We start from the raw sequence: 20,751 nt of genomic DNA, 5'->3' as shown, positions 1-20,751 counted from the left end.
GACGGCGCTACGACGCCTGGGCATGCGCGGCACGGCTGTCCGGCACTTGGAGGGGTGTATGTCTGATCTTCCCCGGAAGGCGGTGACCCGGACCGCCAAGCTGGCCGCGCTGCCGATCGGCATCGCGGGGCGTGCGACCTGGGGCATCGGCAAGCGGATCGGCGGCAGGTCCGCCGAGATCGTGGGCCGAGAGCTCCAGCAGCGCACGGCGGACCAGCTGTTCAAGGTGCTGGGCGAGCTGAAGGGCGGGGCGATGAAGTTCGGACAGGCCCTGTCCGTCTTCGAGTCTGCACTGCCCGAGGAGGTCGCGGGCCCCTATCGGGCGGCCCTGACGAAGCTCCAGGAAGCGGCGCCCCCGATGCCGACGCGCACGGTGCACAAGGTGCTTGAGGAGCGGCTCGGCGAGCAATGGCGTGAGCTGTTCCAGGAGTTCGAGGACAAGCCGTCGGCCGCCGCGTCGATAGGGCAGGTGCATCGCGCTGTCTGGCACGACGGCCGGGCGGTCGCGGTGAAGGTGCAGTACCCGGGCGCCGGCGAGGCACTGCTGTCGGACCTCAATCAACTGGGCCGTTTCGCACGGCTGTTGGGTCCGCTCATCCCCGGGATGGACATCAAACCGCTGATCGCGGAGCTGCGGGACCGAGTGTCGGAGGAGCTGGACTACGGGCTGGAGGCGCAGGCCCAGCAGGCGCACGCCGAGGAGTTCGACGGCGACCCCGACGTCGTCGTCCCGCACGTGGTGCACCAGAGCGAGCAGGTCCTGGTGACGGAGTGGATCGACGGGGTCCCGCTCGCGGACGTGATCAGCGACGGGGATCAGGAACAGCGGGACCGCGCGGGTCAGTTGCTGGCCCGTTTCCTCTTCTCCGGCCCGGCCCGTACGGGACTGCTGCACGCGGATCCGCACCCGGGGAACTTCCGGCTGCTGCCCGACGAGGAGCAGGGCTGGCGGCTGGGTGTCCTGGACTTCGGCACGGTGGACCGGCTGCCGGGCGGCCTGCCCGAGCCGATCGGGCACTCGCTGCGGATGACGCTGTCCGGGGACGCGGTCGGGGTCTACGAGATGCTCCGCGAGGAGGGCTTCGTCAAAGACTCGATCGAGCTGGAGCCGGACGCCGTCCTGGACTACCTGGTGCCGATCATCGAGCCGGCCCGGGTCGACGCGTTCACCTTCACCCGCACCTGGATGCGGAACCAGGCGGCACGGATCGCCGACATCCGCTCCCCCGCGCATCAGCTCGGCAAGCAGCTCAACCTTCCGCCCTCCTACCTGCTGATACACCGGGTGACGCTCAGCACGATCGGGGTTCTGTGTCAGCTCGGGGCCACGGTGCGGCTGCGGGACGAGCTGGAGGCGTGGGTCCCGGGGTTCCTGGAGTTCGAGGACGAGGACGGGTTCGAGGCCGACGACCTGGTGGATCCGGAGCCGGCCGCGGAGGCCTGAGCCGCTACAGGTCTGCGCCGTCGTCGGGCCCTCGTCACCACCACTCGGAGTCGAGGCGCCCTTCGATGGCCCGGATGTTCTCGCGGGAGCAGGTGTCGCAGTACGTCCGCCGCACTCCGCCCTCGACGGAACTGGTCCAGGTCAGCGGCATCTCCTGCGCCGTAGTGCCGCATCGGGCGCACACCACGGTGCGCTCCTCGGGTCGTTGCGTGGAGTCCCCGCCGGGAAGAGACGTCACCCGGCGACGATAACTCCGCAGGCTGATGATCGGTGCGCACCACGCACCGCGGGGCCGGTCCTGTCGGACCGGCCCCGCGGGTACAGCCGCTCACTGCGGCGGCTGTCGTCTGGTCGGTGGTGCCACGTGGGCTGTCACTGCGCAGCCGTCGCGGTCACCGTCTGACGGCGGTCGTCACTGCATGACGGCCATCGCCAGCGCGCGGCGGGCACGCCGCGACGCGCGCTCGGCGCGCCGCTGCATGCGGCGGGCGATCACCAGGCGCATGGCCTGGCGCTCCGCCTCCGCCTCGCTCAGGCGCTCGTGCATATGCGCACGTGCCATGGCTTCTGGGATGAGTTGCATCTGTCGGGTCCTGTTCTGGCGCGAGTCGGTCGCACCGGGCGTGGTGAAGTCTGGGATCGCGGAGCCGGCGGGCTCGCTCGTGGACGGCTTCATCGGGGCCTGCTTCTTGGGGTCGTGCGTCAGGGGGCGGTCGATCGTTCCTCGGGTGTTCATGCCGCGACCGGGTTCTTGCGCGGACGTCCACGCGGCCGCTTGCGGGCCACGACGACACCCTGGACGAACAGCTCGCCACCCCAGACGCCCCACGGCTCACGACGCTCCTTGGCGCCGGCGAGGCAGGCCTCGACCAGCGGGCAGGTGCGGCAGAGCGACTTGGCGTACTCGACGTCCGCCGGCGACTCGGCGAAGAAGACCTCCGGGTCGTAGGCACGGCAGGGGACGGGTACGCCGAGGTTCTCGATGGCGTCGTCGAGCGCGGTGAGCGCGGTGAGGGGGTTCAAGGTGAGGTCCTCCGTGAGGCCGGGCGGGGAAAGAGTGTCTGAAGGCGGTACGGACGGGGCGTGCGCTTCGAGTTGCACGGTGTTTGTTTCCTCGTCTGGTCGTTCCGGCCGGTGGGCCGGGTGGCGGTGGTACCGGGTTCTTTTCTTGTCCCGAGGCCCCTTCGTGCTGGGTCCCCGGAAGGTCTCTGGAACTTCCGGGAAAACAGAAGGGCCGCGGATCCCGGATGGGGTTCCGCGGCCCTGAAGGCGCCGGTCTGATCGACGATCAGACTGGATCACTCCAGGGTTCGAGCCCACGGAAGGCCCACATCGTGTGGTGGTGCGTCGTCTGCTTCCGGAATCCGGCACCGGCCGCCGCAAAGGCATAGGCCTGAGCCTGTGCCGTCGCTACCGCTTCCGGTGCCTTGGTCGGTCGCTCATTGCCCTCGCGAATGGGAAGACCCGCGAGAGACAGGCCGGACTCCGGACGCATGGCGCTGACGCCAGACAGACCGGTGCCCAGGTTCGAGAAGCCGAGCAGGCAGGAAGCGACGACCGAGCGATCGGTCATTTTGACGGTGCTGATGGAGCTGCTGGTGATGCTGATCACTGGAATCGCCTCCTCTCGGCGTCTCGGGGACCGGTGCGAACCGGTCCGACGGCTTTCAAGTACAGCACGGAACCAGGGCCTTCGAGAAGGCCGCTGCTTTCGTGCTTTAGAACCTATGGGGATTGCTGGGGCATGCGCAAACTATTTTTTCGACGAGTTTGAATCAGTCGTCCTCGTCGACTCCTCCAAGCTCGTCCTCCACCATCCGACCTGCGCAGATGGCGAGGACGTCGGATCCGTAGGACCGGAACTTCCGCCGTCCGACCCCGGGGATCCGGGCCAGCTCGCCCTCGTCCTCGGGCGCGGCCTCGGCGATCGCGATCAGGGTCTTGTCGGTGAAGACGCAGAACGCGGGCTGTCCGAGGCCCTCCGCGGTGCGGGCCCGCCACTGCACGAGCCGGTCGTGGAGCCCCTCGTCCATGTCCGACGGGCAGTCCTCGCAGCGCATCAGTTTCATCTCGGCCGCGTCCAGGGTGCGGCCGCACATCCGGCAGCGGGCCACCTTCCGGTCGGCTCTGCGACGGGCTCCGGCGAGTGGCTCGAGGGCGCCCGTCCGCCTTCTCGTCCCGAGCTCTACGCCTCCCGGGCCGCCGCCCGCGCCGCGGCGCCCGGAGCCGCTGGATCCGGGACGCAGGCCGTCGAGGAAGCGGCTGGCCCTGCGGGTGGGCCGGCCGCCGGGAGAGCGGGAGAGGGCCCACGACAGGCTCAGGTGGTGGCGGGCCCGCGTGACGCCGACGTAGAGCAGGCGCCGCTCCTCCTCGATCTGTTCGTCGGTCTTGGCGTAGGTGATCGGCATCATGCCCTCGGCGACGCCGACCAGGAACACGGCGTCCCATTCGAGGCCCTTCGCCGCGTGCAGCGAGGCCAGGGTGACGCCTTCCACGGTGGGGGCGTGCTGCGCGCTCGCCCGCTCGTCGAGCTCGGCGACGAAGTCGGCGAGGCCGGCTCCGTCGTGGGCCTGCGCGAAGTCCTCGGCGAGGCGCGCGAGGGCGGCGAGGGACTCCCAGCGGTCGCGGACGGCCCCGGAGCCGGCGGGCGGCTCGCTGGTCCAGCCCTCGCCGGACAGGACGGCTCTGACCTGGGAGGGCAGGTCGACGGCCGCGTCGAGCCCCGAGTCGTTCCCCCCGAAGCGGGCTGCCGCGCGCAGGGCGTGGCCCGCCTTGCGCACCTCGGCGCGCTCGAAGAACCGCTCGGCGCCGCGCAGCTGGTAGGGCACACCGGCGTCGGCGAGGGCCTGCTCGTAGATCTCGGACTGGCCGTTGGTCCGGAACAGGATCGCGATCTCGCCGGCGGAGACGCCGGAGGCGATGAGCTCGCGGATGCGGTGGGCCGCGCCCTCGGCCTCGGTGGGCTCGTCGACGTATTCGGTGTAGACCGGCTCGGGCCCGGCGTCGCGCTGCGAGATCAGCTGGAGGCGGTGCTCGGCGGCGCGGCCGGACGCCCGCTCCAGGACGCCGTTGGCCAGGTGGACGACCTGGGGCGAGGAGCGGTAGTCGCGCACCAGCTTGACGACGGTGGCGCCGGGGTGGCGGGTGCGGAAGTTGAGCAGGTGGTCGGGGGTGGCGCCGGTGAAGGAGTAGATCGTCTGGCTGGCGTCGCCGACCACGCACACGTTGTCCCGGTCGCCGAGCCACAGGTCGAGCAGGCGCTGCTGGAGGGGGCTGACGTCCTGGTACTCGTCGACGACGAAGTGCTGGTACTGGGCGCGGACCTGGTCGGCGATGTCGTGGCGGTCCTGGAGGATGCCGACGGTGAGCAGCAGGACGTCCTCGAAGTCGATGACGGCGCGGTCCCGCTTCAGGGTTTCGTAGTCGCCGTAGATCTGGGCGATCTCGGCCGGGTGTCGGGGGCTCTCGCGGCCCGCCTTGTGCGCCGCCGCCGCGTAGTCCCCGGGGACGGTCTGGGTGACCTTGGCCCACTCGATCTCCGCGGCGACGTCGCGCAGCTCGCCGCGGTCCAGGCGGATCCGGCCGGCCGTGGCGGCGTCCGCGACGAGCTGGATCTTGCGGTCGACGATGCGGGGCAGATCTCCGCCGACGGCCTTGGGCCAGAAGAACTGGAGCTGGCGCAGCGCGGCGGAGTGGAAGGTGCGGGCCTGCACTCCCCCGGCGCCGAGCTGGCGGAGCCGGCCGCGCATCTCGCCCGCGGCGCGGTTGGTGAACGTGACGGCGAGCACCGTGTTGGGCTGGAGGATCCCGGCGCGGACGCCGTACGCGATGCGATGGGTGATCGCGCGCGTCTTGCCCGTGCCGGCGCCCGCGAGCACGCACACCGGACCGTGCAGGGCGGTCGCCACGGCGCGCTGCTCGGGGTCGAGGCCCTCGAGCACCGCGTCGGCCGATTCCGGGACCTGTGGGAACAGGGTGGAGTGCGTTGCTGCTGTCACCCCGCCATGCTGCCAGGTCGGCGGGGGCGGGTGCGTCGCGTTGTCCACAGGCCGGCATCGCTTGTCGTACTAATGCGCCGGGGCGTGCTACCGGTGGACGGGAATGGTCGGCGCCTCGCGTACGTTCGACCGATAGCGAACACGCACTCCCCGCCACGAAGGAGCACAGGACACATGCAGCCGGGCACTGTGACGATGTACAGCACCACCTGGTGCGGCTACTGCCAGCGACTGAAGAAGCAGCTGGAGCGCGAGGGCATCGGGTACACCGAGATCAACATCGAGCAGGACCCGGAGTCCGCGGCCTTCGTCGAGAAGGCGAACGGTGGGAACCAGACGGTGCCCACCGTTCTCTTCGCCGACGGTTCGACGCTGACCAATCCGTCGCTGGCGCAGGTCAAGCAGAAGGTCGGCGCCTGAGACCGAGGCGTCCGACACCGAGTCCCAGGCGCGGATCACGCCTGAGACTCGGATCACTCAGAGTGCGTCGCTGGGCTTCGGCAGGGGCTTGCCGTACCAGAGCTCGATGAGGCGGGCCGCGATCGAGATTCCGTAGGGGGGCATGACCTCCCCGGACTCGAACGCGGCCCGCAGGTCTTCGCGGGAGAACCAGCGCGCCTCGTGGATCTCGTCACCGTCCACGTCGATCTCCGTCGACGTGGCGTGCGCCATGAAGCCGAGCATCAGGCTGGACGGGAACGGCCAGGGCTGGCTGGCGACGTACTCGACCTCGCCGACGAGGACGCCGGCCTCCTCGAAGACCTCGCGGCGCACCGCCTGCTCGATGGACTCGCCGGGCTCGACGAAGCCCGCGAGCGTCGAGAAGCGGCCCTCGGGCCAGTGCACCTGGCGGCCGAGCAGCACGCGGTCCTGCTCGTCCGTGACGGCCATGATCACGGCCGGGTCGGTGCGCGGGTAGTGCTCGGCCCCGCAGGCCGGGCAGCGGCGGATGTGGCCCGCGGCGGCGATGACGGTGCGTTCGCCGCAGCGGGAGCAGAAGCGGTGCAGTCGCTGCCAGTTCTCCAGGGCGACGGCGTGCACCATGAGGCCGGCGTCCCGGGGCGAGAGGAGCATGCCCGCCTCGCGCAGTCCGGCCGGGCGCGCGGACTGGTCCATGCGGCCCGGAAGGGTGTCCTTCTGCAGCGCGAAGTAGCTCACGCCGTCCTCGTCGGTGCCCAGGAAGTAGCGGTGGGCCTCGGTGAGGGGGGCTTCGAAGGACGGCGTCATGACCAGTTCGGTCGCGCCGTCCGGTGTCTCGTCGATGAGCGCCTGGCCGCCGGAGACCACGAAGACCCGGGTGCTGGGGTGGCTCCACGCAGCGGCGAGCCAGGCCTCGTCGAGGCGGTGGTGCGCCGCGCGGTCGATGCCGCTCGGCGCGGCGAGCGAGAGCGGCCGGCCTGCGGCGAGATCGGCGGTGCGGTCGGTCCAGGTGGTCACGGGTGCTTCCAACTCCCCCGGTGGAATGGGTGGTACGCGGGCGGTTCGGCAGGACGTACGGCGGGGCGGGCGCGGGGTGTCTCGTTCGGGATGCGGTTCAGGATGCGTCTGCCCAGTTCTCCGCGAGATCGCCCCACAGGTAGGCGGTTGTTTCGACGCCCTTCATCAGGAGGTCGAGTTCGACCTTCTCGTTGGGCGCGTGCCAGCCGTCGGAGGGGACGGAGATGCCGAGGAAGAGCACCGGGGCGTCGAGAACGTCCTGCAGGTCGGCGGCGGGTCCCGAACCGCCCTCGCGCGTGAAGCGGATCTTCTGCTCGAAGGCCTGGCCCATGGCCCGGACGACGGACTGGAGGGCCGGGTGGTCGAGCGGGGTGAGGCACGGCCGGGTGGCCGCGCCGAAGGTGATCTCGTGGCGGATCCCGGCGGGCACCTGCTCGGCGACCCAGGCGGCGACGGCCTTCTCCACCAGGTCCGGGTCCTGCCCGGCGACCAGCCGGAACGAGAGCTTCAGCATGGCCGAGGACGGCACGATCGTCTTGCCGCCGGGGCCCTGGTAGCCGCCTCCGATCCCGTTGACCTCCGCGGTCGGGCGGGCCCAGATGCGCTCCAGGGTGGTGTGTCCGGCCTCACCGTGCGTGGCGCGGGACTTGGCCGTGCGCAGCCACCGCTCCTCGTCGAAGGGCAGCTCGGCGAAGAGCTCCCGCTCGCGGTCGGTGAGCTCGACGATCCCGTCGTAGAAACCGGGGACCGTCACACGCGCGTGCTCGTCGTGCAGAGCCGCGACGAGGCGGGCGGCGACCGCCGCCGGGTTCGGCACGGCGCCGCCGAAGGAGCCGGAGTGGATGTCCTGGTCGGGTCCGTACAGCTCGATCTCGCAGTCGGCGAGGCCGCGCATGCCGGTGCACACCGTCGGGGTGTCCTCGGACCACATGCCGGTGTCGGAGACGATCACGGCGTCGGCGGCCAGGCGCTCGCGCTGTGCCTCGACGAGCGCGCGGAAGTTCGGGGAGCCCGACTCCTCCTCGCCCTCGATGAGCAGCTTCAGGTTGACCGCGGGGGCCGTGCGGCCGGTGGCGTGGAGGTGGGCGCGCAGGCCCAGTGTGTGAAAGAACACCTGCCCCTTGTCGTCGGCCGCTCCGCGCGCGTGGAGCCTGTTGCCGACGACGACCGGCTCGAAGGGCTCGGTGTCCCAGCCGTCCTCGCGGGCGGCGGGCTGCACGTCGTGGTGGCCGTAGACGAGGATCGTGGGGGCCTGCGGGTCGCCCGAGGGCCACTCGGCGAAGACAGCCGGGGCACCGGCCGTCTCCCAGACCTCGGTGGTCGGGAAGCCTGTCCGCGCGAGCTGCCCGGCGAGCCAGTCGGCGCTGCGCCGGACGTCCGGCGCGTGGTCGGGCTGGGCGGACACGGACGGGATCCGCAGCCAGGCGGCGAGGTCGTCGAGGAAAGCCTCGCGGTGGTCCTCGATGTACGCACGGACGGTGCTGACGGCGCTGTCAACGGGCTTGCTCATGGCCACGAGCCTAATCCCCCACCAGAGTGCGCTCGTCAGGCGGCTCCTCGACGGCGTGCGGCTCCTGGGTGAGCAGCCGCTCCAGCTCGGCCCGACCGGGCAGCCGGCGCGGCCGTACGGTCTCTCCGCTGCGCACGTACAGGAAGGCGGCGTCGACCGCCTCCAGGGGCACGCCCTGGTGCTCGGCCCAGGCGAGCCGGTAGACGGCGAGTTGCAGCGGATCCCCGTTCTGCCGGTGGCCGGTCTTCCAGTCGACGATCTCGTACGTGGCCGTCTCGCCTTCGCCCGTCTTGTAGACGGCGTCGATGCGGCCCCGGACGACGCGGCCCGCGACGGCCAGCTGGAAGGGCAGCTCGACCCGGTAGGGCGTGCGGTGTGCGTACGGGGTGCGCTCGAAGGCGTCCTTGAGCGTCTCCAGGTCGCGCTCGTCGGCGATCTCGGCGTCGCTGCCGGGCAGCTCGTCCGGGTCGAGCATGGGCAGCCGCAGCGCTTCGAAGCGCGATTCGATCCAGGCGTGGAAGCGGGTGCCCCGGCGCGCGGCCGGCTGGGGCGGGTGCGGCATCGGGCGGGCCAGCTCCTGGGCGAAGGCGTCCGGGTCGGCCGCCATGCGCATCAGCTGGGACGCGGTGAGGGAGTGCGGCACGGGCACCTCGCGCACGCCGGCCCGGGCGCGCAGCAGCTCGCCGGTGAGGGCGTCGAGGTCGCGGTCCCAGGAGGCGATCGTGCGGGCCTCCTCCGGGGTGAGCTCGGGCTCCGGAGCGGCGGCGGGGTGGGGCACCACGGGGGCGTGCCGGGCGGGCACGCGCGGGTGTGGGGCCGGCTCCGGGTGGGGCGTGGGGTGCGGGAGTGCGGGGCGTTCGGCGGTGAGGCTGTCCCAGTCGACCGCGTCCTCGGCGTGGTCGGCGTCGTCGGCCGGGAACGCCTCGTCCTCGTAGGGCGGCGGGACGGCGTCGAGTTCGTCGTCGGCGGGCGGCGGCGGCCAGTCGGGATCCTCGAAGGGCGGCTCCTCCTCGGTGGCGGAGTGCGCACCCTGAGAGGCCGTGGCGCGGTCCAGGTGGGCGAGGACCGTGTCGGCCGCGGCCCTGCGGCGGGCGAGGGACGCGTCGTCCAGCGGGAGCGGCCAGGCGTGCTCGCTCGCCGCCTCCTGGAGGGCCGGGTTCTCCTCGTCGTCGGCCGGCTCGTCCGCCCAGGCCTCGATCTCGCCGTACCCGGCGGCGCAGTGGTCGTACAGGGCGTGGAGGAAGTCGGAGGGGCCGCGCTTGCGCTTCTGGGAGGGGCCCCACCAGTGTCCGGAGCCCAGCAGCAGCGAGCGGGGCCGGGTGAAGGTGACGTACCCGAGGCGCAGTTCCTCGGTGTGCTGGTGGTCCTTCATGTCGGCGTGGAAAGCCTTCATGCCCTTGGCGTCCCACGACTCGATGTCGGGCAGCGTGGCGGCGTCGCCGCGCAGCGCGTGCGGCAGGACGCGGCCCTGGGCCGTCCACTTCTCGCGGCCCTGGCCGCTGGGGAAGGTGCCGTTGACGAGCCCGGGGACGACGACCACGTCCCATTCGAGGCCCTTCGACTTGTGGGCGGTGAGGACCTTCACCGTGTTCTCCCCGCCCGGCAGCGCGTTGTCGAGGCCCCTCTCGTACTGGGCCGCGGTGCGCAGGAAGCCGAGGAAGGCGAGCAGGGTCGCGGAGCCGTCGTCGGCGGCGAAGGAGGCGGCGACGTCCAGGAAGTTCGACAGCGTCTCGCGGCGGCGGGCCGCCAGGGCGTGCGGGGACGCGGAGAGTTCGACTTCCAGGCCGGTGACCGCCAGGACGCGGTGCAGGACGTCCATGAGCGGGTCGGACAGCGAGCGGCGCAGGTCGCGCAGTTCGACGGCGAGGCGGGCGAAGCGCACGCGCGCGTCGGCGGAGAACGGCAGCCCGTCGTCGTCCCCGTCGGCCTCCGCGGAGGTCTCCAGGAACGTGTCGAGCGCGTCCGCCAGCGATATCACCTCGGAGGGGTCGACCCCCTCGACGGCCTCGGCGAGGCGACGGTCCGGGTCGTCCTCGGCGCCTGCCCGCGTGTGCGAGACCAGGAGGCGGGCCCTGCGTCCCAGGAGGGCCAGGTCGCGGGGGCCGATCCGCCAGCGGGGGCCGGTCAGCAGGCGGACCAGCGACGCGTTCGCCCCCGGGTCCTGGAGGACCTCGCAGACGGCGACGAGGTCGGCGATCTCGGGAAGGTGCAGGAGGCCGGAGAGGCCGACGACCTCGACGGGGATGTCGCGGGCGACGAGCGCCCCCTGGATCTCGGCGAAGTCGGACGCGGTGCGGCACAGGACGGCGATGTCGCCCGGCTCCTTGTCGGCGCGCACGAGCCGGTCGACGGAGTCGGCGACCCAGTCGATCTCCTCCTGGTGCGTGCGCAGCAGGGCGCAGCGCACGGCGCCCGCGCCCTCGGCGTCGGGTGCCGGGCGGAGGGCCTCCACGCCCGCGTGCATGGCGCGCAGCGGCTCGGCCAGCCCGTTCGCCAGGTCGAGGAGGCGGCCACCGCTGCGGCGGTTCTCGCTCAGGGCGAAGCGGGTGGCGGGGCTGCCGTCGGCGTACGCGAAGTGCTGCGGGAAGTCGTCGAGGTTGGCGACGGAGGCGCCGCGCCAGCCGTAGATGGCCTGGCAGGGGTCGCCGACGGCGGTGACGGCGTGTCCGGTGCCGCCGCCGAAGAGTCCGGCGAGCAGCAGCCGCTGGGCGACCGAGGTGTCCTGGTACTCGTCCAGGAGCACGACGCGGAACTCGTCGCGGAGGATCTCGCCGACCTCGGGGCGGGTGCCGGCCAGGGTCGCGGACAGGGCGATCTGGTCGCCGAAGTCGAGGACGTCACGGGCGCGCTTGGCCGCCCTGTAGTGGCCGACGAGCTCGGCCAGCTCCAGGCGGGCGGCGGCTGCCTCGGGGACCTTGCGCAGGTCCCCGTTGCTGAGCTTGACGTCTTCCAGGGCGCGCAGGAGTTCCCGGTCGTGGGCGCGCAGCCGCTCGGGCGTGACGAGGTGCTCGGCCAGCTCTCCGTCCAGGGCGAGGAGGTCGCTGACGAGGTCGGCGAAGGAGCGGGTGAGGGCGGGGTACGGGCCGGGCGCCTCGCGCAGCACGCGCGCGGCGAGCTGGAAGCGGGTGGCGTCGGCGAGCAGCCGCGTCGTCGGCTCCAGGCCGATGCGCAGGCCGTGGTCGGTCAGGAGGCGGCCGGCGAACGCGTGGTACGTGGAGATCACGGGCTCGCCCGGAGGGTTGTCCGGGTCGATGACGTCCGGGTCGGTGACCCCCGCCTTGATCAGTGCCTTGCGGACGCGCTCGGCGAGCTCGCCCGCCGCCTTGTTCGTGAACGTGAGGCCGAGGACCTGCTCGGGGGCGACCTGCCCGGTGCCGACCAGCCAGACCACGCGCGCGGCCATCACCGTCGTCTTGCCGGAGCCGGCTCCGGCAACGATCACCTGCGGGGCGGGCGGCGCCGTGATGCAGGCCGTCTGCTCCGGGGTGAAAGGGATGCCGAGCAGCTCCTTGAGCTGCTCGGGATCGGTGAGGCGTGTGGTCACCTCATCGAGGCTAACGGGCCCCACTGACAGCGCCGGGCCGTCGGGGCGGGGCCGAGGCGCACGTCACTCGACGACGTGGCGGCCCTCGGGGCGCGCGCTGCACGAGGCGCGGAACGAGCAGTGCGTGCAGTGCTGCCCGGTGGTGGGGGCGAAGCGCTCGTCGAGGACCTTGCCGGCGGCGGTGGCGAGGAGGTCGCCGACCCACTCCCCCTCCATCGGCTCCTGCGCCTGCACCTTGGGGCGCGTCTCGCCGCCGTCCTTCTTCGCCGCGCCCTGGCGCAGCTGCACCAGCTCGGCCCCGCCCGGCTGAGGGCGCGCCCCGTCGAAGGCCTCGTCGACGGCACCCTCACGGACGGCCAGCTGGTACACGGCGAGCTGGGGGTGGCGGGCGACCTCGGCTGCACTGGGCGCCGCCTTCCCCGTCTTGAAGTCGACCACGTAGGCGCGCCCGTCGGCGTCCTCCTCCACGCGGTCCATGGAGCCGCGGATGCGCACTTCGTAGGAGCCCGCTTCGAGCGTCACGTCGAAGTCGTGCTCGCTGGCGACCGGGGTGCGGCCGCCGCGGTCGGTGACATGCCACTGGAGGAAGCGCTCGAGCGCCACGCGCGCGTTCTGCTTCTCCTGCTCCGACTTCCAGGGCGCGTCGAACGCGAGGGCGTCCCAGACGGAGTCGAGGCGCTCCATGAGGACGTCGAGATCGGCCGGGGTGCGCCCGGAGGCGACCTCGTCGGCCAGGACGTGCACGACGTTGCCGAAGCCCTGGGCGGCCGTGGCGGGGGCGTCGGCCTTGACCTCGCGGCCCAGGAACCATTGCAGGGAGCACGTGTTGGCGAGCTGGTCGAGGGCGCTCCCGGAGAGCACGACGGGCTTGTCGCGATCGCGCAGCGGGACCTTGCTCTCGGTCGGCTCGTACAGGCCCCACCAGCGGTACGGGTGGGCGGACGGCACGAGGGGGCGGCCGTCGTCGTCGCTGAGGGCGGCGAGGCGGGCGAGCCGGCGGGCGGCTGCCTCGCGCAGTCTGTCGGACACGCGTGGGTCGACGGTCGTGGCGCGCAGCTCGGCGACGAGGGCGACGACGGACAGCGGGCGGCGCGGGCGGCCCGTGACGTCCTTGGGCTCCACGCCCAGCTCGGCCAGGAACCGGGAGGGCTGGTCGCCGTCGTCCGCGGGGGCCTTCACCGCGGTGACGACGAGGCGCTCCTTCGCGCGCGTGGCGGCCACGTAGAAGAGGCGTCGCTCCTCGGCGAGGAGGGCGCCGGGGGTGAGCGGTTCGGCGAGCCCGTCGCGTCCGATGCGGTCGGCCTCCAGGAGGGAGCCGCGGCGGCGCAGGTCGGGCCAGAGCCCTTCCTGGACGCCGGCCACGACGACGAGGCGCCATTCGAGGCCCTTGGAGCGGTGCGCCGTCATCAGGCGCACGGCTTCGGGGCGGACGGCGCGGCCCGCGAGGGTGTCGGCGGCGATGTCCTGGGCCTCGATCTCCTCCAGGAAGTTGCGGGCGCCGCGGCCTCCGGTGCGCTCCTCCGCGCGGGAGGCGACGGCGAACAGGGCGCACACGGCGTCGAGGTCCCGGTCCGCGTTGCGGCCCGCCGCGCCGCCGCGCCGGGCGGCCCGTTCGAGTCGCTGCGGCCAGGGCGTGCCGTTCCACAGTTCCCAGAGGGCCTCTTCGGCGGTGCCGCCGGCGGCGAGCCCGACGCGGGCGCGCGCGAGGAGCTCACCGAGGCGCTGCGCTCCGCGTGCGTAGGCCGGGTCGTGCAGGGCGAGCCGCTCGGGCTCGGCGAGCGCGCGGGCGAGCAGCTCGTCGGAGGGCGGCGGCACGGCGTTGCCCGCGGAGCGCTCGTCCTCGCGCAGGGCGCGGCCCAGGCGGCGCAGGTCGGCGGCGTCCATGCCGGCCAGCGGGGAGGCCAGCAGCGTCAGCGCGGTCTCGGTGTCCAGCCAGGGCGGGGGCTCCTTCCCGGCGCCCTCCGCCGGCCCGTTGTCCGCGCCGGCACCCTCCGCCGGCTCACTGTCCGCGCCGGCATCCTCCGCGGGGCCGCTGTCCGTGTCCTCGTCCGCCGGCCCCTGTGCGACCGCCTTGAGCGCCGTCAGAAGGGGCATGACGGCCGGTTCGTGGCGCAGCGGCAGGTCGTCGCCGTCGATGTCGAGCGGGACGCCGGCGGCCGTCAGGGCGCGCCGGATCGCCGGGATGTTGCGGGCACCCGCGCGCACCAGGACGGCCATGTCGCTCCAGGCGACGCCGTCCTCCAGGTGTGCGCGGCGCAGGATGTCGGCGATGTTGTCGAGCTCGGTGCCGGAGGTCGGGTACGTGTAGACCTCGGTCGTGCCGCCGCCGCGGACCGGCGTCAGTTCCCGGTGGGCGCGGACCTTGTCGGCGGGCAGCCGGGTCAGCGGCATCCTCTGGGTGAGGCGTCGGGTCGCCTCCAGGAGGCGTGCGCCCGAGCGCCGTGACGTGGTGAGCACCTCCACGCGCGCGGGCGTGCCGTCGGCGCGGGGGAAGTCGTGCGGGAAGTCCAGGATGCCGTTCACGTCGGCGCCGCGGAACGCGTAGATCGACTGGTCCGGGTCGCCGAACGCGACCAGGGTGCGTCCCTGCCCCGCGAGCGCGTGCAGCAGCCGCACCTGGGCGGGGTCGGTGTCCTGGTACTCGTCGACGAACACGGCGTCGTACTGGGCGGCCAGTTGCGCGCCGACGTCCTGGCGGCGGGCGAGGAGCACCGCGCGGTGGACGAGTTCGGCGTAGTCGAGCACGCCCTGCATGTCGAGGACGTCCAGGTACTCGGCGAGGAAGGTGGCGGCGGCGCGCCAGTCCGGGCGGCCGATGCGGTGCGCGAACGCGTCCAGGGCGGCCGGCCCGAGCCCGAGTTCCCGGCTGCGGGCCAGGACCGCGCGCACCTCGTCGGCGAACCCGCGCGTGGTGAGGCAGGCGCGCAGTTCGTCGGGCCAGCGCACATGAGCGAGCCCGGCCCGTTCCAGGTCGATCTGGCCCGCGAGGAGCTCTCGTACGGTGACGTCCTGTTCGGGACCCGACAGGAGGCGCAGCGGCTCGGCGAAGAGGTTCGTGTCCTGATGGGCGCGGATCAGCGCGTAACAGAACGAGTGGAACGTCGTCGCCTGCGGTGCGCGGGCGGCGCCGATGCGCAGCGCCATCCGGTCGCGCAGCTCGACGGCGGCCTTGCGGCTGAACGTGAGCACCAGGACGCGGCCCGGTGCGGTGCCCTGCTCGATGCGGGCGGAGACGGCCTCCACGAGGGTCGTCGTCTTGCCCGTGCCCGGCCCGGCGAGGACGAGAAGGGGGCCGTGGGCGTGGTCAACCACCGCGCGCTGGTGTGCGTCCAGACGAGGGGGGTCCACCGGGGCCCGCGGCGTGCGCACCAGCCGGTACGCGCCGGGCATCCCCTGTCGAATCTGGTGGTGCGACAGGTGCCGGGGGGACGAGGAGGAGCTCACGTGGATCGCTGGTCCTGGTGGGTGTGCCGGTGGTCGAGGGGCCGTCCGCGCAGGGCGGCGGCCGGGGGGTGAAGGAGGTGGCCGAGATCGACGGTGCCGTCGACGCTACGCCGTCGAGTGTGGCGGAAGCCGGACTTCCGGAGCGCCTCCCGCGTCGTTTCCGGAGCAGGTGTGCCGCGTCTCACGGACGAACCCGTGCCGCCTCTCACGACCGGAGGCACCCGCCATGTGTCGCGTCTCACGAACGGACGCCGGCCCGACGAAGTGCCCCGATCGCCCCTTTTCCCTCGTACGGGCCACTGGCGACTCGCCCGCGCGCGGGTGGGCCGAAGCTGTCACCTGTGAGCTTCCGAACGCGTCTCGCCGTCCCAGCGCGCGCGCTTCATGTCGAGGCGCGGCAGGTGCCCTTCGGCCGCTCTGGAGGCCTCGCGCAGCGGCGTGCCCTCGTCCCGGTAGTGGTCCAGCGCGCGCAGCTCGTGGCCCGGGAGCAGGTGCCCGTCGGAGCGCACGACGCGCCACCAGGGCACGGCGCTCCCGTAGAGGGACATGACGCGCCCCACCTGGCGCGGTCCGCCCTCCTCCAGCCATTCCGCGACGTCCCCGTACGTCATGACCCGCCCGGGCGGGATCAGCTCGGCGACCTCGAGGACGCGCTCGGCGTACTCGGGGAGGTCACCTGCCGCATCGCTCTCCTCGCTCATCCGGCCCATCCTGCCGCACGGCACCGACATCATGGAGAGACGTACGAAAGCCTCCCTGGAGAGTCGTACGAGAAGGCGCTTGCCCGCGACTCCGTACGCGGCGAAAGCACCCTGATACCCCCCTACGACGACGGGGCATGCCACCATCGTGCGGGCGGTGACTGGTGATACGAGATCAAGAAGAGACGACGGAGCAGAGCGTGCACCCCGAGAAGGCGGAGGGCTCCTCTGTGACACCGGCGCGCCCTGAGGACCCGGCCGAGCAGGCCGCGGACGACAAGCACGAAGAGCCGCTCCACGATCCCGGGCCCGATCAGGTGGACGGCGACGAACCGCTGCTTCCCGCGCGCGTGCACCGCCCCTCGGACCTCATGCGGCTCCTGGTGGGGCTGCTCGCGATCGTCGTCCTGCTCGGCATCGCGGCGTTCGCCCACGCCACGACGACGGGCTTCGCCCAGGACATCAACAAGGGCACGGGGCAGGCCCCCGACCTGCTGACCAAGTTCGCGGGGCTCGCGTCGAGCATCGCGATCCTGCTCGTCCCGGTCGCGTTCGCGATCGAGCGGCTCATCAAGCGCGACGGGCTGCGCATCGCGGACGGTGTGCTGGCGGCCGTGCTCGCCCACGGCGTGACGCTGGCCACCGATCTGTGGGTCGCGAAGGCGGCGCCCGCGTCCATCCAGGACGCGCTCACCAAGGTGTCGCCGGGCGACATCCACGCGCTCACCGATCCGGTGCACGGCTATCTGGCGCCCGTCATCGCCTATATGACGGCCGTCGGCATGTCCCGGCGACCAAGATGGCGCGTCGTCCTGTGGGTGGTGCTGCTGCTCGACGCGTTCGCGATGCTCGTCACCGGCTACACGACGCCGTTCTCGATCATCCTCACGATCCTCATCGGCTGGACCGTCGCCTACGGAACGCTGTACGCGGTCGGCTCCCCCAATGTGCGCCCTACAGGGCAGACGCTGCTGGCCGGCCTGCGGCACGTCGGCTTCCACCCCGTCAGCGCGTCCCGCGAGGAGGCACACGAGGGTGCCACGGAGAACGGTGATCGCGGTCGGCGCTACTTCGTCACCCTGGAGGACGGGCCGCCGCTCGACGTCACCGTGGTGGACCGGGAGCAGCAGGCGCAGGGCTTCTTCTACCGGGTGTGGCGCCGGCTCACGCTGCGCGGCATCACCCAGCGCCGCAGTCTCCAGTCGCTGCGCCAGGCGCTGGAGCAGGAGGCCCTGCTCGCCTACGCGGCGATCTCGGCCGGGGCCAACGCCCCGAAGCTGATCGCGACGTCCGAGCTGGGCCCCGACGCCGTGATGCTCGTCTACGAGCACATCGGCGGCCGGTCCCTGGACGCGATGCCGGACGAGGAGATCACGGACGGGCTGCTGCGCGAGACCTGGCACCAGGTGCAGGCGTTGCAGTCGCGGCGGATCGCGCACCGCAGGCTCGCCGGCGACGCGATTCTGGTGGATCGTTCCGGCACGGTGATCCTCACCGACCTGCGCGGCGGCGAGATCGCCGCGAGCGACCTGGTGCTGCGCATGGACGTCGCGCAGATGGTCACGACGCTCGGTCTGCGGGTGGGTGCCGAGCGGGCCGTCGCGTCCGCGGTCGGCATCCTCGGCCCCGACACCGTGGCGGACTGTCTGCCCCTGTTGCAGCCGATCGCGCTCACCCGCTCCACCAGGGCGACGCTGCGCCGCCTCGGGCGGGAACGGGCCCAGCGCGAGCGCGAGGCCGTCCTGGAGGCCGCCGACCGCGCCAGGGAGGCGCGGCAGGCCGCCGCCGCGGAGAACGGCGACGCCCAGCAGTCCGTGCGGGCCGAGAAGAAGAACGAGAAGAAGAACGAGAAGGCCGAGCGGCAGGCGCAGAAGCGGGCGATCGACGAAGCACTCGACGAGGCCCGCGAGGAGGATCTGCTCACTCAGATCCGCCACCAGGTGCTGCTGATCCGGCCGCAGGCGCCCGTCGAACCGGCCCGCCTGGAGCGCATCAAGCCGCGCACCCTGATCAGTTTCATCGCCGGCGCGATCGGCGCGTACTTCCTCCTGTCGCAGCTCACCCACATCGACTTCGCGTCGATCGTGGGCGAGGCGGAGTGGGGCTGGGTCGGGCTCGCCGTGGTGTTCTCCGCGCTCAGCTACGTGGCGGCCGCGATGAGCCTTCTGGGCTTCGTGCCGGAGCGCGTGCCCTTCATGCGGACCGTCGCCGCCCAGGTGGCCGGCTCCTTCGTGAAGATCGTGGCCCCGGCCGCGGTGGGCGGGGTGGCGCTCAACACGCGCTTCCTGCAGCGCTCGGGCGTCCGCCCCGGGCTCGCGGTCGCGAGTGTGGGCGCCTCCCAGCTGTTCGGCATGGGCAGCCACATCATGCTGCTGCTGACCTTCGGCTACCTGACCGGCACGGAGAAGACGCCTTCCCTGTCGCCCTCCCGGACGGTCATCGCGGGTCTGCTGACGGTCGCTGTGCTCGTCCTCGTGGTGACATCGATCCCGTTCCTGCGGAAGTTCGTCGTCACGCGCGTGAGGTCGCTCTTCGCCGGTGTGGTGCCGCGCATGCTCGACGTCCTGCAGCGGCCCCGCAAGCTGCTCACGGGCATCGGCGGCATGCTCCTGCTGACCGCCTGCTTCGTCATGTGCCTCGACGCGTCGATCCGCGCCTTCGGGGACGAGACGACGAGTCTGAGCCTCGCCAGCGTCGCGGTCGTGTTCCTCGCGGGCAACGCGCTCGGTTCGGCCGCCCCGACGCCGGGTGGTGTGGGCGCCGTCGAGGCGACGCTGACGGTCGGTCTGATCGCGGTCGGTCTGCCCAAGGAGGTCGCGGCCCCCGCGGTGCTCCTGTACCGGCTGCTGACCCTGTGGCTGCCCGTGCTGCCCGGCTGGCTGTTCTTCAACCACCTCTCGCGCAAGGGCGCCTTGTAGGCGGACCGGGCCCCTGGCCGTGGTTCCTCACCCGCACAGACCGCAGCCCGAGCGCCCCGCACCGGGGCGCCGCAGGATGGACGCATGCCCATTCCGTCCCGCCCCCGCGCCGCTGCCCTGGCCGTCTCCGCCGCCCTGCTGTCCACGTCGCTCGCGGCGTGCAGCGGCGACTCCAAGGACGACGTGGACCTCCCGTCCCAGACGTTGAGCTGGAAGGACTGCCCCGCCCCCTCGGAGTCCGAGGGAGGCGGCGAGGCGCCGTCCCCGCTGCCCGGCGGAACCGAATGGCAGTGCGCCACCATGAAGGCGCCGCTCGACTGGGACGACCCCAAGGGCGACACGATCGGCATCGCGCTGATCCGCGCCAAGGCGAGCGGCGCCGAGGACAAGCGCATCGGCTCGCTGATCTTCAACTTCGGCGGCCCCGGCGGCTCGGGCGTCACCACGCTGCCGGCGTTCGGCACCGACTACGCGAAGCTGCGCACCCGCTACGACCTCGTCAGCTTCGACCCGCGCGGGGTGGGCCGCAGCGCCGGCGTCGAGTGCGAGGACGCCGAGCAGCTCGACAAATACTTCCAGCAGGACTCCACGCCCGACGACGAGACGGAACGCGACCAGCTCGTCGACAACGTCTCGGCGTTCAACGGCAACTGCGAGAAGCACTCCGGAAAGGTCCTCCCCCACGTCCGCACCACCGACGCGGCCCGCGACATGGACCTCATGCGCCAGGTCCTGGGCGACGACAAACTGCACTACTTCGGCATCTCCTACGGCACCGAACTGGGCGGCGTCTACGCGCACTTGTTCCCCAAGCACGTGGGCCGCGCCGTGTTCGACGGCGTCGTCGACCCCACCGAGGACCCGGAGCAGGGCTCGCTCGGCCAGGCCAAGGGCTTCCAGCTCGCTCTCGACAACTACGCGAAGGACTGCACGTCCAAGGTCGAGGACTGCCCCGTCGGCGACACGCCCCAGGACGTCAAGGACAAGATCGCGAAACTGCTCCGGGATCTCGACGAGAAGCCGATCCCCGGGATCTTCCCGCGCGATCTGACCCAGACCGCGGCCACGAACGGGATCGCGCAGTCCCTGTACTCGAAGGACTTCTGGGAGTACCTCACCGAGGGCCTGCAGCAGGCGTACGACGGTGACGGCAAGGTCCTGATGATGCTGTCCGACTCGATGAACGGGCGCAACGAGGACGGGAAGTACAGCAACATCCAGGCGGCGAACGTCGCGATCAACTGCGCCGACGACAAGGCCCGATACACGCCGCAGGACGTCGAGGCGAAGCTGCCCGAGTTCCGCGCCGCGTCCCCGCTGTTCGGTGACTATCTCGCCTGGGGCATGCTCGGTTGCACCGACTGGGCGGTGGCCGGAGCGGCCGACCACCCCGACGTGAGCGCCGCCGGCTCCGCCCCGATCCTCGTCGTGGGCAACACCGGCGACCCGGCCACCCCGTACGAGGGCGCCCGCAAGATGGCGCAGGCACTGGGCTCGGGCGTCGGGGTCGAGCTGACGTACAAGGGCCAGGGGCACGGGGCGTACGACAGCGGGAACAAGTGCGTGTCCGGCGCCGTGAACCGGTATCTGCTCGAGGGGACGGTCCCGAAAGAGGGAACGGTCTGCTCGTGATCGCGGAGTTATCCACAGGCTGGAGCGGATGTCGGCGGGGACTCCTAATCTGACGTCGTCGGTTCGCGATCGAGAGCGGCCGGCGCAGGTCAGGGCGGTCGAGGGGAGACGACATGCGTGCAG

At 72.3% G+C, this 20,751-nt stretch carries 14 protein-coding genes; 4 read left to right on the top strand and 10 right to left on the bottom strand.

From position 1 onward, the window contains the following. Window positions 1-58 precede the first annotated feature (58 nt). Window positions 59-1,444 carry an ABC1 kinase family protein gene (locus ACZ4E1_RS24080; RefSeq protein ID WP_467542397.1) on the top strand — a complete coding sequence of 462 codons (1,386 nt, stop codon included), beginning with the start codon at window positions 59-61 and terminating at the stop codon, window positions 1,442-1,444. Window positions 1,445-1,478: 34 nt separating this feature from the next. On the opposite strand, the gene ACZ4E1_RS24075 is transcribed toward ACZ4E1_RS24080, so the two are convergent. The 5 genes from ACZ4E1_RS24075 to ACZ4E1_RS24055 all read right to left on the bottom strand — a co-directional run bounded on the left by ACZ4E1_RS24075 (window position 1,479) and on the right by ACZ4E1_RS24055 (window position 5,442). After that, entirely contained in the window at window positions 1,479-1,682 is a 204-nt protein-coding gene (locus ACZ4E1_RS24075) for a hypothetical protein (protein ID WP_467542395.1), read from the bottom strand. Window positions 1,683-1,856: 174 nt separating this feature from the next. After that, complete coding sequence (locus tag ACZ4E1_RS24070) at window positions 1,857-2,180, bottom strand: hypothetical protein (protein WP_467542393.1); 324 nt, start codon at window positions 2,178-2,180, stop codon at window positions 1,857-1,859. After that, on the bottom strand, window positions 2,177-2,545 hold the full coding sequence (locus tag ACZ4E1_RS24065; RefSeq protein WP_188336983.1) for a WhiB family transcriptional regulator: 369 nt from the start codon (window positions 2,543-2,545) through the stop codon (window positions 2,177-2,179). The genes ACZ4E1_RS24070 and ACZ4E1_RS24065 overlap by 4 nt, the downstream gene beginning before the upstream one ends. A 187-nt stretch (window positions 2,546-2,732) precedes the next feature. Continuing rightward, the gene (locus ACZ4E1_RS24060) at window positions 2,733-3,056 is read right to left on the bottom strand and encodes a hypothetical protein (RefSeq protein WP_467542391.1); all 324 of its coding nucleotides are present in this window, start codon (window positions 3,054-3,056) and stop codon (window positions 2,733-2,735) included. Between the two features lie 163 nt (window positions 3,057-3,219). After that, on the bottom strand, window positions 3,220-5,442 hold the full coding sequence (locus ACZ4E1_RS24055; RefSeq protein WP_467542389.1) for an ATP-dependent DNA helicase UvrD2: 2,223 nt from the start codon (window positions 5,440-5,442) through the stop codon (window positions 3,220-3,222). A gap of 174 nt (window positions 5,443-5,616) precedes the next feature. Between ACZ4E1_RS24055 and ACZ4E1_RS24050 the strand changes: the two genes are divergently transcribed. Beyond that, a complete protein-coding gene (locus tag ACZ4E1_RS24050; protein ID WP_467542387.1) occupies window positions 5,617-5,862 on the top strand; it encodes a mycoredoxin in 246 nt (81 codons plus the stop codon). Window positions 5,863-5,919: 57 nt separating this feature from the next. On the opposite strand, the gene nudC is transcribed toward ACZ4E1_RS24050, so the two are convergent. From nudC to ACZ4E1_RS24025, 5 genes are all read right to left on the bottom strand, one after another. Then, entirely contained in the window at window positions 5,920-6,879 is a 960-nt protein-coding gene (nudC, locus tag ACZ4E1_RS24045) for an NAD(+) diphosphatase (protein WP_467542385.1), read from the bottom strand. A 97-nt stretch (window positions 6,880-6,976) separates the two neighbouring features. After that, a complete protein-coding gene (locus ACZ4E1_RS24040; protein WP_467542383.1) occupies window positions 6,977-8,389 on the bottom strand; it encodes a dipeptidase in 1,413 nt (470 codons plus the stop codon). Between the two features lie 10 nt (window positions 8,390-8,399). Continuing rightward, window positions 8,400-11,933, bottom strand: a complete 3,534-nt coding sequence (locus ACZ4E1_RS24035; RefSeq protein ID WP_467542381.1) for an ATP-dependent DNA helicase — start codon at window positions 11,931-11,933, stop codon at window positions 8,400-8,402. A gap of 63 nt (window positions 11,934-11,996) precedes the next feature. After that, the gene (locus ACZ4E1_RS24030; RefSeq protein ID WP_467542379.1) at window positions 11,997-15,377 is read right to left on the bottom strand and encodes an ATP-dependent helicase; all 3,381 of its coding nucleotides are present in this window, start codon (window positions 15,375-15,377) and stop codon (window positions 11,997-11,999) included. Window positions 15,378-15,712: 335 nt separating this feature from the next. Then, entirely contained in the window at window positions 15,713-16,078 is a 366-nt protein-coding gene (locus ACZ4E1_RS24025) for an MGMT family protein (protein ID WP_467542377.1), read from the bottom strand. A gap of 200 nt (window positions 16,079-16,278) precedes the next feature. Here ACZ4E1_RS24025 and ACZ4E1_RS24020 point away from each other — a divergent pair, with 200 nt between their 5' ends. Together ACZ4E1_RS24020 and ACZ4E1_RS24015 are read left to right on the top strand one after the other, a co-directional pair. Then, complete coding sequence (locus ACZ4E1_RS24020) at window positions 16,279-18,996, top strand: lysylphosphatidylglycerol synthase transmembrane domain-containing protein (protein ID WP_467542375.1); 2,718 nt, start codon at window positions 16,279-16,281, stop codon at window positions 18,994-18,996. 84 nt (window positions 18,997-19,080) lie between these two features. Next, entirely contained in the window at window positions 19,081-20,628 is a 1,548-nt protein-coding gene (locus ACZ4E1_RS24015) for an alpha/beta hydrolase (RefSeq protein WP_467542373.1), read from the top strand. The last annotated feature ends 123 nt before the right edge of the window (window positions 20,629-20,751 follow it).

The organism is Streptomyces sp. NPDC025806 (genome assembly GCF_055558275.1).
Note: the sequence above shows the minus strand (reverse complement) of the source record. Positions and strands in the feature narration are given on the sequence as shown.

Excerpts from the sequence above, each read along its gene's own strand:
- ACZ4E1_RS24080 (WP_467542397.1), top strand. The coding sequence starts at position 59 with ATGTCTGATCTTCCCCGGAAGGCGGTGACCCGGACCGCCAAGCTGGCC.
- ACZ4E1_RS24070 (WP_467542393.1), bottom strand. The coding sequence starts at position 2,180 with ATGAACACCCGAGGAACGATCGACCGCCCCCTGACGCACGACCCCAAG.
- ACZ4E1_RS24050 (WP_467542387.1), top strand. The coding sequence starts at position 5,617 with ATGCAGCCGGGCACTGTGACGATGTACAGCACCACCTGGTGCGGCTAC.
- ACZ4E1_RS24040 (WP_467542383.1), bottom strand. The coding sequence starts at position 8,389 with ATGAGCAAGCCCGTTGACAGCGCCGTCAGCACCGTCCGTGCGTACATC.
- ACZ4E1_RS24025 (WP_467542377.1), bottom strand. The coding sequence starts at position 16,078 with ATGAGCGAGGAGAGCGATGCGGCAGGTGACCTCCCCGAGTACGCCGAG.
- ACZ4E1_RS24015 (WP_467542373.1), top strand. The coding sequence starts at position 19,081 with ATGCCCATTCCGTCCCGCCCCCGCGCCGCTGCCCTGGCCGTCTCCGCC.